This window comes from Flavobacterium frigidimaris, from assembly GCF_002217275.1.
Taxonomy (GTDB): Bacteria; Bacteroidota; Bacteroidia; order Flavobacteriales; family Flavobacteriaceae; genus Flavobacterium; species Flavobacterium aquidurense.
In genome coordinates this window covers 34,198-47,140 of sequence record NZ_MUGV01000012.1, presented here as the reverse complement: position 1 = coordinate 47,140, position 12,943 = coordinate 34,198, and the positions used below count along the sequence as shown (strand labels likewise).

The following is a 12,943-nucleotide window of genomic DNA, read 5'->3' as shown; positions in this document are numbered from 1 at the left end:
CATTTATCCTAATATATCATGACAGAAACAACTATACAGAAAAGTTTATTTTCTAAAATTTTTACCACTTTAAAACAAGCACTCAAAGGCGACGAATCTTTTGATTACACTGCCGGAAGCATTAAAAAAGCAGTTATTTTACTGGCCATTCCGATGGTTTTAGAAATGATGATGGAATCGGTTTTTGCTTTAGTCGATTTATATTTTGTCGGTCATTTAGAACACTCGAGTTTTGCCATTCAAACCGTTGGTTTAACCGAATCGGTATTAACGATTATATATTCTTTGGCAATTGGTATGAGTATGGCAGCAACAGCTGTTGTAGCACGACGCATTGGAGAAAAAGATCCAATTGCTGCTGCGAAAGCCGGAATGCAGGCTATTATTATTGCTTTTGCCGTCAACAGCGTAATGAGTATTCTGGGCGTTGTTTATGCCAAAGATATACTGATTTTAATGGGAGCGTCCGTTGAAGCTGCTGAGCACGGTTTCCGATTTACACAAATAATGATCGGAAGCAGTTTATGCATTATGCTTTTGTTCCTGATTAACGGAATATTCAGAGGTGCAGGAAATGCAGCCATTGCAATGAAAAGTTTGTGGTTAGCGAATATCTGTAATATTATTTTGTGCCCAATTTTAATTAATGGTCTTGGTCCAGTCCCTGCTTTTGGTTTGGTTGGAGCTGCGTTGGCAACAACCATTGGAAGAAGCATTGGAGTTTTGTATCAAGTCTATCATTTGTTTTTTGGAAAAGGGGCATTAAGAATTGTTATCTCTTATTTTATTCCTGATTTTAAACAGATAAAAGCATTAATAAAAATTGCAGCTCCGGGAATTTTACAATTCGTTATTGCTTCGTGCAGCTGGATTTTTCTGGCGCAATTGGTTGCCACAACAGGAGGAGATCATGGTTCTGCAGGTTATCAGACCGCACTTAGAATTATGATGTTTTTTATTCTTCCCGCGTGGGGTTTAAGTAATGCTGCTGCAACTTTAGTTGGTCAGAATTTAGGAGCAAAACAAATTGATCGTGCCGAAAAATCGGTTTTAACGACAGCAAAATACAACGTCATTTTTATGGCGACCATCATGGTTATTACATTAGTTTTTGGAAAGTACATTATATCGTTTTTCACGAATGATGAAATGGTAAGAGTAGTGGCCGTTGAAGCCTTGCAGATTATGAGTGTTGGATTTGTTTTCTATGGAATTGGAATGGTTTTAATTAATACATTCAACGGAGCAGGAGATACCTGGACACCAACCGGAATAAATTTTTTCGGATTTTGGTTGTTCCAAATTCCTTTAGCTTATGTATTGGCAAAACATTTTAATATGGGACCAACAGGCGTTTTTATTGCCATTCCGGTTGCAGAAACTGCTATAACTTTGGCAGGGATTGTCCTTTATAAAAGAGGAAAGTGGAAGCGCATTCAGGTATGATTTAATAAAAAGACCTTCAATTGAAGGTCTTTTTTTATTTAAAAGTTAAAAATTATAGTTTAACATTTTATTTATTTAAAAATAACGTACATTTGAAAGTACAATATAAAGTACACAACAACTATAATATGAAAGCAGTCACAATATCTACATTAAGAAAAAATATAAAAAATTATTTTGATGAAGTATCTGAGTCCTCAGAAATAATCGTTGTACCTAGAAATACAGAGGAAGATGCCGTTGTAATAATTTCAATGAAAGAATATAATTCTATATTAGAAACCCAGCATTTATTATCAACTAAACAAAATAGAAAAAGACTTGCGGAATCTATTGAGCAAATGGAGAAAGGAAAGTTGACATCTTATAATTTAGATGAAGCATAAATATGGATATTTGTTTCACTAAACATGGTTGGGAAGAATTTGAATATTGGATTGAAAACGATACTGACACTGCGATAAAAATAAAAGAATTAATAAAATCAATTAGAGAAAATCCATTTAAAGGAATTGGAAAACCAGAACCCTTACGTCACGATCTAAAAAGTTTTTGGTCAAGAAGAAGTAATGGCGAACACCGTTTAGTTTATAAAGTTTCGGGAACCAAAGGAATTGATCAAAAGTGTATTATCATACAATGCAGATTTCATTATGATGATTAATTGAAATACAAAAAAGACCTTCAATTGAAGGTCTTTTTTGTATTAGAGATCTTTATAAAAGTTTTAAAATTTGATAAAACTTATGCTTTTAAACAAATTCATATCCGGCATAAACCTGTTCGATTTCTTTCATAACCGCAAACAAATCTTCAGGTGCGTCAGTTGTAACTAGCTTTTGTTTGTATTCTTTAAACGAATGAATTCCTTTGAAATAATTCGTATAATGACGGCGCATTTCAACAATTCCTAATCGCTCGCCTTTCCATTCCATTGACCAAATTAAATGATTTCTGGCGGCTTCAACTCGATCTGCAACTGTTGGAGCAGGTAAGTGTTCCCCAGTGTTAAAGAAATGTTTGATTTCATTAAAAATCCATGGATATCCAATCGCAGCACGACCAATCATAATTCCGTCGATTCCGTATTCATTTTTATATTTTAATGCTTTTTCCGGACTGTCGATATCGCCATTTCCAAAAATGGGCATTGTTATTCTTGGGTTGTTTTTTACACGTGCAATATGCGACCAATCAGCATGGCCTTTATACATTTGAGCACGTGTTCTCGCGTGAATAGTCAAAGCCTGCACACCAATATCCTGAAGTCTTTCAGCAACTTCATCAATATTAATTGAGCTTTCATCCCAGCCTAAACGTGTTTTTACGGTAACAGGTAAATCAGTACTTCTTATAACGGCTTTTGTCAAACGCACCATCAAATCGACATCTTTTAAAACGCCGGCACCGGCACCTTTGCAAACCACTTTTTTTACCGGACATCCAAAATTGATATCCACTAAATCTGGTTTTACTGTAGAAACAATTTTAGACGAAAGTGCCATTGCTTCTTCATCTCCACCAAAAATCTGAATTCCAACCGGACGTTCATAATCAAAAATATCCAGTTTCATTCGACTTTTGATAGCATCACGAATCAATCCTTCTGATGAAATAAATTCAGAATACATCATGTCAGCGCCGTGCGTTTTGCATAATCTGCGAAACGGTGGATCGCTCACATCTTCCATCGGTGCGAGTAATAAAGGAAATTCGGGTAATTCTATGTTGCCAATCTTGACCATCTTCAATATTTTGTGCAAAATTACAACATTTAGTTCAATTCACAGCAAAACATTTAAAAGGCTGGAATTAAACCATATAAGTGATATAAGTTTATTTAATTAAAATTGCAGAATTAAGTAATCTTTATATGATCTTAAAAGTTCATTTAACAAACCTGCAAGTAACACAAAGTTTTAAAATGAACTTATATCACTTATATGGTAAAAAATTAAGCATTCTATGATGCCTACCTATAGTCAAAAAATCGAATTGGTTTTCGGCTCATCGGATTAAAAACCAATGGATTTAAAGTTTCTTTTGAAGCGAATTCTATTTTTGGAGTAACTCGTAATTTGGCTCTGAAATGATCTTTTATTTCCTGCAGAAATTCAGGCGTTTGATTTTTTACCGCAATTTTTATCAGGATTTCATCTGTGCCTAAATCGTTGGTAGAAATCTCGATTATATGATTTTCGATATTGTCAAAACCACTTAAAACATCATTCATCGCTGGCGGATAAAGTGTCGTGCCTTTGTACTTTATCATTTGTTTTTTACGGCCAATTACCGGGCCAACACGCAAAGTATTTCTACCGCAAGAACAAGGTTCGTTATGAAGCTGTACAATGTCGCCGGTTTTAAAACGCAATAACGGCATGGCTTCAATTCCTAAAGTTGTAAAAGTAAGCTCGCCAACTTCGCCATTTTTTACGGGCATATTATTTTCATCGAGAACTTCTACGATAATTAATTCCGGGTGGTGGTGACCGCCAATTCCGTGTGCGCATTCGGTAAAAGCAGTGCTCATTTCGGTTGAAGCATAAGTCGAAAACAACTTAATATTCCATTTATCGATGATTTTTTTGGATAAAGTATTCATCGAAAAATCTTCATTTCTTAATGATTCTCCAATACAGATGGCACCTTTTATGCTCGAATTGTTATAATCAATTCCGTGAATTTCGGCATATTCAATTAATTTCAAAAGAAAAGACGGAACCGTAATTAAATAAGACGGTTTGTATTTTAAAATAGAATCCCATTGCAATTCCGGAATTCCGGCACCAACGCGGATAACGCCAACTTTCAGTTTTCGTAATCCCAGAAAATAAGCCAAACCAGCCATAAATTTCCTGTCGATTGTCGTCATTAATTGCACCACATCACCTTCTGCAATTCCGGCGCAGGCAAACGAAATGGCTTCATTATAAGCCAATCGATCCAAATCAGAATCGGTTAAACCAAAAGTTACCGGATCGCCTAAAGTTCCTGAAGTCGAGGCATAGTCAATAATTTTATGTTGCGGTACACACAGAAAATCATCGTTGTATTGTTGTAAATCTTCTTTTGTAGTTACGGGCAAATATTGTAGATCCTCGATCGTTTTTATAGTCGAAATATCAATATTTCTTCCTGCAAAAAGTCGTTTATAAAAAGGAGAATTCTCGCTGATATACGTTAAAAGTTCTGCTAATTTTTGTTCCTGAAAAATTTTAATTTCGTCTAAAGAATCTTTTTCTATTGCTGGAATCATTGTAATTTTCTTTGAGTTTTTTTAAATATTCTTCAATTTTTGCTTTTTCAGGAGCAGTAGTAATTTCTTTGGTCAGGGCTTTTTCAAAATTAGTCTGAGCAGCGCGGAATTCTTTTTTTTGATAAAAGTACAACCCTGCTTTGTAATATACAACCCAATAGTCCGGGTTTAAAGATTGATAACGCTGAATAAATTCGGAAGAAATGGTTTCTTTCTTTTTCAAATACAAATCAAACTGATGATTTTCAACTTTGAATTTTTCATATTTTCGAAAAGCTTCGCTAGTTATAAATGGATCTTTGGCGATATTTAAATTTTCTTCTTCAAATGAAATTGCCGAATATGATTTTCTGCCAAAAATAGAATCTAAATTATAACAGACAAATTCGCCCATTTGAAAAGGATTTGCCGATACCCAAACCAATTTTTCTTTTGGTTTAAAAATAATTCCGTGATGTGCAAGCAATTGGTTGAGGGCTTTTTCATTTCCATAACCCAATGATATATCTTTTAAGCCTTCTTTATTTCGTAGAATTTCAGAAGCAATTTTCGGATTCATTTTCGGATTTTCATCTAAAAGTTCCTGCATTCTGTCAAAGCGATATTTTGAATGACTGTCTTTAATTTGGGCCTGATTTCGTACATCATTTTTGAAAGCTTCACTTTGAAAATGATTCGAACAAAGTAATTGATTACTGTTCGGAACATCATATACATCTATTTTCTTTGGAGAAACTTCAATCAAAATAGCTTTATTATCCTGAGCACTTCCCACCATAATAGATTCAGAAACAAAAACCTTTCTTTTTTTAGCGATTGTAATTGCTTCTTCAATAGTTGAAGCGTGCTGTAAAATTTCGCGAGTCAAAATCGAGATTGGGGTTTTAGCACTCAGCGGAATTTCTGATTTTGAGGCATTAATCGTAACTGTCAAACCTTGCTGGTTCATTCCGGAAACAGCGCCAATCATGCCGGGCCAGGTCACCATCATAAAATTGAAACCTTGTTCCGGTTTTATAAAGGCGATGATTTTATTTTCCGCGAAAGCGTCATTGACATAAAAATCAAAATTGCGTCCAAGAATTAAATTTCCATCCTCAGATTTTTCGCCCCAGGCCGCAAAAGAAGAACAGCCAACCAAAGCCAGATCCTGCAAAGCATGGCCAATATCGTGCGCCGCGTGTAAGTATAAGCCGCGCTGATATTGTGGTGCAATATTGTCAAAATCGTGCGAAGTGTATTGTGAAAGCCCGTAAATCTCGGTTTGATATTCTGCCGTAACATTTGAATATAATTTTCGATTGTACCATTTTAAAAACTGACGCAGTATTTTTTGTTCAAATTTTGACGGCACTAAATCTTTTATTTTGGAGAAAAAAATCTGTTGTTGCCGTTGTAAAAGAGAATCAGATAAAGCGCCGGTGTTGAGACCAATTTCTAATGGATCACCTTCAACATACAATTCCCAAAGGCCTTGTTTGTTTTTTAAAAGTGAATTTTTTCCGGAGATAAAAACACTGTCAGAAAATTTAGTTACAACAGGTCTGGTCGCATTATAGCTGGAAATATCCGGTTGATGATTTTTTGATTTAGAAGTACCACAAGAAATCAAAATTCCTAAAAAACCGATGAAAAAAAGATATGTAATTCGGTTTTTCATGATTCATTTATTCGGTTGCCTGATTAATTTTCGTAATCAAATATTCTTTTCCAACAATTTCTGAGCAGGTTACAACCGCTCCAATTGTTACACCCAAAACACCATGCATATTAATACTTTGACCTGTTAGATATAAATTTTCTAATTTAGTTTTTGATGGAATCAAAGTCTTCATCGGATTGTTGGAATCTTTGACATAACCATACATATTACCATTATCGCCGCCAATATAATCACGATAGGAAAGTGGGGTCGAAGTATAAACTGATTGAATACAATCTTTAATTTCTGGAAATTTAATTTCAATTTCGGTTAAAAATTTAGCGGCTTTTCTGGTTTTGAATTCTTCATAACTTTCTCCACGATCATTTTTTTCGACCGTTGTATTAAAAGAATTTGACCATGGCAGAACATCATCAAATTTCATGTACGTTATAAATGTCATTCCGTCTGCCCAGACTTCATTTTTTTTAGAAGCATTCATTGATGCCATATAGGTTTTTGGCCAGGAATCTTCATCGTATTCGTGCGCTGTCCAGACTTCGCTACTCTTTTTAAAATGATAATAATTGTGATTAATATATTTGAAAGTTTCGGGTTTAAAAACGATATATAAACTGAAAGCAGAAAGTACACCTTCTAAGCTCTGAATTCTGTTAAAAAATGGTTTTCTGAAGTTTTCTTCACCGGCCATTTTCAGTGTAGTTTTAGGTTCGATATTCGAGATAAAATAAGTTCCGGAAACCTTAGTTCCGTCTTTCATTTCAACCGAATTTACCTTATGATTTTCAACGTCAAAACGGGTAACTTCCTTATGTTTGTAAAATTCTCCGCCGTGTTTTTTGAGTTGTTTCAAAAGTTGTTTGGTGATCTGACTTCCGCCATTAATACAACGCCACGAACTCTGAATATAAGAGTTAACGATTAGTGCATGAACATAGAAAGGAGACTTGTCCGGAATTCCGGCATACAAAAAATTAGAACCGGCTAAAACGGCTTTTAGTTTTTCATTTTGAGTAAAGGCATCAATCGTTTCTTTGGCATTTAAAGTCAAAATTTCATTGTCATATTTTCCTTCCGACTCTAAATTATATAGTGGAAATGAATCGCAAATCGATTGTAATTTTTCGCAGTATTTTTCAATATTCTCCTTTTCTTCGGGGAAATATTTTTCTAGTTGATGCACAAAATTTTCATAACCCTGAGCGTGTGGATATTCAATTTTATCGTCTTCAAAAGAAATAATATCAAAACCATTTTCGTCTAATTGTTTTAGATTTAGTTTGTCAATTATTCCTAAATATTTAAAATATTGATGCAGATTTTGACCTTCGCCAAGACCTCCGATATAATGAATTCCGGTATCAAAAATAGTTTTATCACGAACAAAAGTCTGTAGATTTCCGCCGTATTGATTGTTTTTTTCGAGCACACAAACACTGTAGCCTTCTTTCGCCAGAATAATAGCCGAAACCAATCCGCCGAGACCACTGCCTACAATTATTACATCGTAATGCTCTTTCATTTTAAATTTTCTTAAATATGATTAGGTTGTTTTCTTCTAAAATAGATTCAAAACCAAAGTTAAGTAAAGTGTCCTTTAGTAGCGAACAATCATTTAAAATTACAATAGAAGTTATAGCACTAATTTTTTCAATTTCATCTTTATAACTTTCATCCGAAATTAAAACAACATCAAATTGATTTTTTGAAATACTTTCGAGATTTTCTATATAAGAGATTTTTCTCTTTTTAAGGAAATAATTGGTATTGGCAACATCTCGTTTTTCTTCATCAGCAATGTACGACTGTATTTTGCGCTGCGGTTCCTGCAAAGCCAGTAAAACATCCAGTTGTCCGTAATCATTTGCAAAATGCAATATTTTGGCTTTCGCCGAAATGTGCTGATTGAGTTTATAATAAGTTTCTAAATGACTTTCAATATTTTGTTTGACACTTTTTACGACTTCAATTTCTTTGTAATCGTAACTATGAAGAAGCATTTTTTTGAAATAATTTGGGCCTTCTAATTCTTGTCTGATTTTGCGGAATTCAGCTTTAAAGAATGCACTTATTAACTTGGTTCTTTCTGTGTAATTTTTTCCAAACAAAAGATTTTCAGGAGTAATTCTTTCTAAGATTGAAACGGAAAGATGACTGCTGTGAATGACAAAATCACCTTTCGGAATTGCCTCTGAAGCGCCATGAATCACAACCGGAAGAATATCTAAATTAAATTCTTCGGCAAGATAAAAAGCCCCTTTGTGAAAACGTTTAATCTGATTGCTTTCTGAACGGGTTCCTTCCGGATAAATCATCAGCGAATAGCCTTCTTTTACTTTTTGACGTAAATGTTCAACACCGCCTTCAAGTCCTTCAGAAACCGGATAGAATCCAGCTTTTTTAACGGTAGCACCAAAAATAGGAGAGTTGTAAACCCAATCATTAACTAAGAAAATGATTTTTGGGCTCAACATTCCCATCGCCAAAATATCTACAAACGAAGAATGGTTGGCAATAATAATCGCTGGTTTTTTGAAATTTTCATTAAATTTATTAATGACTTTTTTATAAATAAACGGATTCGAATACAATACTGATTTCATGAATTTTGAAATCACATATCGAAATCCTTTCATTTTTGTTTCTCCTTTTATCGGAAGAATTGGCATGATGATTAAACTGAAAAGCGACATTAAAATTCCGCCCAATCCATAGTAGAAAAAAGAAATTACACCGTGTAAAAAAGTTCGAAATACAAAAGGAGCATTTCCTTTTTTAGGTCGGTTTGATAAAAATAATTTGAAAAGGATCGGGTAGAAGATAAACGTAATAATAAGCGCTGCGAAAACTCCAATTAAGGAAACAGATGAAATGGATCTCAAGGCCGGATGCTGTGCAAAAATCATAGCGCCAATTCCTAAAATTGTCGTGATAACGGCCAGGATAATTGAAGTTCTGTAAATCGCAATTTCGTTTTTGCCTGTTGTATATTCTTTTTGGAGCGCACTAGTCATGAAAATACTAAAATCGACACCATGTCCAAAAATCAACGTACAGACAATCATACTGAAAATATTCATCTGAATGCCAAAAATGCCCATAATTCCTGCCGTTACAATTCCGGTTAAAGCGATTGGAATACAGCTGACAATAACCAATTCGATTCTTCTGAAAAAGAAAAACAGAATCAAAATTACCGCAACGAAGGAATAATTGACAAGCGAATTAAAATCGGTTTTCAAAGTGCTGAAAAACGTTTCGTTCATTTGCTGGCGATCAATTGCAATGAGATTATTTTTGGCTGAAGCCGATTTTACAAAAGCATCTCGTTGTTCTGGCGTTACTTTTACTAAAGTCGAAATCGTAAAAAAACCATTTTTTTCGGTTACAAATTCTTTCAGTTGCAACGCCTGAATTTTTAAATATTCCTGAGCTGAAATGGGTTTAAAATTGAAATCTAAATGATCGTAAAATGTAGAATAAGTTGTGGGTTTAAAGCCGAGTTTTGAACCTTCGGCAATTAGTTCTGATTTTAAAAGTTCTTTTTTATTGGCATCCCAAAACGAATTCCATTTGTCTATTTTCTGCTGCTGTTCCTTCTGCGAAAGCATAATCCCTCCAACAGAACTGAAATTTAAGATTTTGTTTTGTTGTCTGTCCTTCGATAAATCAGAAAAAAGCTGACTATTATTCTGCAAAACTTCTTCCATGCTTTTTCCATACGAAGCAACGTAAATAGTTTTCGAAGTTAAACTCGTGCTTTCCTCCAGTTCTTTTTCGGCTGCTTTAATTTCCTTCGGAACAAAATTCAATTGCGACAAATCGTTATTGAAACCAACATTATTATAGGTGAAGAAGCAAACAATCGTAATTAAAACACAAAACCCAATTAAGATTTTATTGTTGTGAAAAGAAAAATGAGCCAATTTATCGATCACATTTTTCTTGTGTTCAAAGTTGTTTTCTTTCGGTTTATATAAATGAGGAACAATCAAAAGCGAGAAAAATGCAGAAGCCATAACAATTACAGCAGCGAAAATTCCGAGATCATTCAACGCATCAGATTTTACAAAAAGCAGACATAAAAATGCAACAGCTGTTGTGGAGCTGCTCATAATTACCGGCATCGTAATGTCTTTGTACAACGTTTTTACATCGCTGTTGTGTTTATAATGCGTGAGAATATGAATGGAATAATCAATTGTAATTCCGAGTAGAATAGAGCCAATTCCGAGTGAAATAGCTGAGATCTGTTCTTTTACAAAATATAAAAAAGCAACGGCAAACAAAGCTCCGAATACGGTTGGTAGAAAAATAATCAGCGGAATTAAAATCTTTCTGTAAAATAAAATCAAAATCAGCATCAGCGTAATCATCGCGATCGTTGTCGTTAAAACAATATCGCTTTTAATTTGATTGGCATTGGCAACGGCAATCAAAGCCGAACCAAAATAACTAATAGATGTTTTACCTTTAAATTTCTGATTTAAATTTTCCTGAATCGATTTTAGTTTAGACGCGAAAATCGTGTTTTTTTCTGTTTCGCTCGATGGCAGATTAGATGTTATAAATAGCAATAATTTCTTTTTGTCTTTCGTCATGACAAATCCATTGTCAAGCGTAAAATCGTCGCCAATATTTAATTGTTGTAATTTTTTAAGAGCGATAAACGAAATCCCTAATGGATCCTGCAGAATAAAATCTTTAGTAATAAATCCGGATGGTGAAATAATCGATTTATAATTTCCCTGAACCGTTGCCTCAATACTGTCTTTTTGCAGTTTAGTCTGAATGGTTTCGTAATCTTTATTGTCCAGGAAAAGTGGCAAATTCCCGTAGACAAAATTAATAGTTTCCTGAATATTTTCTTCGTCAATTTTTCCCTGAATTCCGGTTACGTAAGGTTTGCAGGATTTTGCAACGCTATCTGAAAAAGCGGTTGCCATTTCTTTTAAATCTTCATCAGAACCATTTTTTTCTAGTTTGAAAATGACCGTTATTTTATCAGCAAAATTCAATTGTTTTAAAACTTTTGCTGTGACATCAGCTTTATCGTTTGTCGGGATTAATTTGGTGATGTCTTCTTCAAATTTAATTTGAGAAGCAAAAAAGCCAAATACAAAAAGCATCAAAACAGCCAATACAACCGACAAAGATTTTCTTCGGTTGACAAACATATGAATGGCGTAGAAATAGTGATGCATAATTATTATTTATTGTTTTTTTGCCACAGATTAAGAGATTAAATTGATTTAAAATCTTTGTCAGTTCGCCACGAATTCACGAATTATTATAAATTAATTCGTGAATTGCTTCGCCAGTTCGCTGTCGCTTGGGTCGTGGTGAAAAAAAATCCTTTTAATCCTTTAATCTGTGGCAAAACTTTTCAGATTTTTATTCAATGCGTTTTTTGGTAAAAGCCGTTAAAAGCAAATAACTCAACAAACCAAAAAACAGCGCCGAAACGGATGCTAAAATAAGACTTCCAACGATATATTGTGTAGCATTTTTTTGAATATCGTCAAGCGTGATAGAACTGTCTAAAATTAAGGGAGCATCAGTAGAGACAAAATAACTTCCCATTTTTAAAGAACCATAGATGACAAAAGGAATGAAAGGCGGGAAACTCACATTAGAAGACAAATAAGCAATGACTTTATTGAGCTTAAATAAAGCAGCAAACGTAAAAAGCAAAATAGTCTGAAAACCCCAAAAAGGAGAAATACCAATGAAAACACCCAAAGCAATGGCAGCTGATTTTTTAAAATTGGAATCTTTACTTTCTAAAATATCTTCAAGAAAGAACTTTTTAAAACCCTTTTTTTTTGCTCTTCTAAGAAAGTCCCTTGGCTTGATATATAAAAGCGCATTGGTTACTAAAACCGTATTTAAAATACTGATTCTGGTAAAATCACGAAAGGGACGAAAGTGCGAAACACGTTCTGCCGGATCGTACAAAACCTGAACCGGAATATTTTTAACCACAATTCCTTTCCAGGCTGATCGAACGATAACTTCAATTTCAAACTCAAATTTATTGGTGTAAAATTTCTTCGGAATTAAATTTAAAGGATACAGTCGAAAACCAGATTGTGTGTCGTCGAGTTTTATTCCTGTTTCGAATTTGAACCAAAAGTTTGAAAATTTATTTCCAAAACTGCTTTTCTTTGGCACATTTTCCTGTGTCATATTTCGGCTTCCAATCAATAACGAATTCGGTTCATTTTGAATCTCTTCTATAAAACCCGGAATATCAGCGGCGAAATGCTGACCATCAGAATCGATCGTAATCGCATATTCAAATTTCATTTCGATTGCTTTTCGAAATCCATTTCTAAGCGCACGGCCTTTACCTAAATTTTTAGGATGATGAATCTGTGTAAGTTGAGAATATGATTTTAAAATCTCTGGCGTAGAATCTGTCGATCCGTCATTGACAATGATGACGTTTGGAGTGAAATCCAGAACAGAATCCAGCACCTTTTGTAACGTTTTGTGATTGTTATACGTTGGTACAATAACACAAAAGGAAGTGGAATTTAGAAGATCTTGCTGTGACAAAGTGGATTTCATTT

At 34.2% G+C, this 12,943-nt stretch carries 9 protein-coding genes; 3 read left to right on the top strand and 6 right to left on the bottom strand.

Annotated features, from left to right (window positions below; all coding sequences use genetic code 11):
• The first annotated feature begins 18 nt into the window (after positions 1 to 18).
• The 3 genes from B0A65_RS06085 to B0A65_RS06075 all read left to right on the top strand — a co-directional run bounded on the left by B0A65_RS06085 (position 19) and on the right by B0A65_RS06075 (position 2,110).
• On the top strand, positions 19 to 1,446 hold the full coding sequence (locus tag B0A65_RS06085; RefSeq protein ID WP_074660073.1) for an MATE family efflux transporter: 1,428 nt from the start codon (positions 19 to 21) through the stop codon (positions 1,444 to 1,446).
• A 128-nt stretch (positions 1,447 to 1,574) separates the two neighbouring features.
• Positions 1,575 to 1,832: a type II toxin-antitoxin system Phd/YefM family antitoxin gene (locus B0A65_RS06080; RefSeq protein WP_074660072.1), complete on the top strand. Its 258-nt coding sequence runs from the start codon at positions 1,575 to 1,577 to the stop codon at positions 1,830 to 1,832.
• Between the two features lie 2 nt (positions 1,833 to 1,834).
• Entirely contained in the window at positions 1,835 to 2,110 is a 276-nt protein-coding gene (locus B0A65_RS06075) for a Txe/YoeB family addiction module toxin (RefSeq protein ID WP_074660071.1), read from the top strand.
• Positions 2,111 to 2,198: 88 nt separating this feature from the next.
• Here B0A65_RS06075 and dusB read toward each other — a convergent pair whose 3' ends face one another.
• The 6 genes from dusB to B0A65_RS06045 all read right to left on the bottom strand — a co-directional run bounded on the left by dusB (position 2,199) and on the right by B0A65_RS06045 (position 12,941).
• Positions 2,199 to 3,191 (bottom strand): tRNA dihydrouridine synthase DusB, encoded by a 993-nt coding sequence (dusB, locus tag B0A65_RS06070; protein WP_074660070.1) that lies wholly within the window; start codon positions 3,189 to 3,191, stop codon positions 2,199 to 2,201.
• A gap of 227 nt (positions 3,192 to 3,418) precedes the next feature.
• Positions 3,419 to 4,705, bottom strand: coding sequence for a phenylacetate--CoA ligase family protein (locus B0A65_RS06065; RefSeq protein WP_074660069.1), 1,287 nt, complete (start codon positions 4,703 to 4,705; stop codon positions 3,419 to 3,421).
• Positions 4,665 to 6,365: a C45 family autoproteolytic acyltransferase/hydolase gene (locus B0A65_RS06060; RefSeq protein WP_074660068.1), complete on the bottom strand. Its 1,701-nt coding sequence runs from the start codon at positions 6,363 to 6,365 to the stop codon at positions 4,665 to 4,667. Before B0A65_RS06060 ends, B0A65_RS06065 begins: the two co-directional genes overlap by 41 nt.
• Positions 6,366 to 6,372: 7 nt before the next feature.
• Positions 6,373 to 7,890, bottom strand: a complete 1,518-nt coding sequence (locus B0A65_RS06055; protein ID WP_074660067.1) for a phytoene desaturase family protein — start codon at positions 7,888 to 7,890, stop codon at positions 6,373 to 6,375.
• Position 7,891: 1 nt separating this feature from the next.
• Positions 7,892 to 11,572, bottom strand: coding sequence for a 1-acyl-sn-glycerol-3-phosphate acyltransferase (locus tag B0A65_RS06050; protein WP_074660066.1), 3,681 nt, complete (start codon positions 11,570 to 11,572; stop codon positions 7,892 to 7,894).
• A gap of 190 nt (positions 11,573 to 11,762) precedes the next feature.
• Complete coding sequence (locus tag B0A65_RS06045; protein ID WP_074660065.1) at positions 11,763 to 12,941, bottom strand: DUF2062 domain-containing protein; 1,179 nt, start codon at positions 12,939 to 12,941, stop codon at positions 11,763 to 11,765.
• Between the last annotated feature and the right edge of the window lie 2 nt (positions 12,942 to 12,943).

Excerpts from the sequence above, each read along its gene's own strand:
- B0A65_RS06045 (WP_074660065.1), bottom strand. The coding sequence starts at position 12,941 with ATGAAATCCACTTTGTCACAGCAAGATCTTCTAAATTCCACTTCCTTT.
- B0A65_RS06065 (WP_074660069.1), bottom strand. The coding sequence starts at position 4,705 with ATGATTCCAGCAATAGAAAAAGATTCTTTAGACGAAATTAAAATTTTT.
- B0A65_RS06075 (WP_074660071.1), top strand. The coding sequence starts at position 1,835 with ATGGATATTTGTTTCACTAAACATGGTTGGGAAGAATTTGAATATTGG.
- B0A65_RS06055 (WP_074660067.1), bottom strand. The coding sequence starts at position 7,890 with ATGAAAGAGCATTACGATGTAATAATTGTAGGCAGTGGTCTCGGCGGA.
- B0A65_RS06085 (WP_074660073.1), top strand. The coding sequence starts at position 19 with ATGACAGAAACAACTATACAGAAAAGTTTATTTTCTAAAATTTTTACC.
- B0A65_RS06060 (WP_074660068.1), bottom strand. The coding sequence starts at position 6,365 with ATGAAAAACCGAATTACATATCTTTTTTTCATCGGTTTTTTAGGAATT.
- B0A65_RS06080 (WP_074660072.1), top strand. The coding sequence starts at position 1,575 with ATGAAAGCAGTCACAATATCTACATTAAGAAAAAATATAAAAAATTAT.
- dusB (WP_074660070.1), bottom strand. The coding sequence starts at position 3,191 with ATGGTCAAGATTGGCAACATAGAATTACCCGAATTTCCTTTATTACTC.
- B0A65_RS06050 (WP_074660066.1), bottom strand. The coding sequence starts at position 11,572 with ATGCATCACTATTTCTACGCCATTCATATGTTTGTCAACCGAAGAAAA.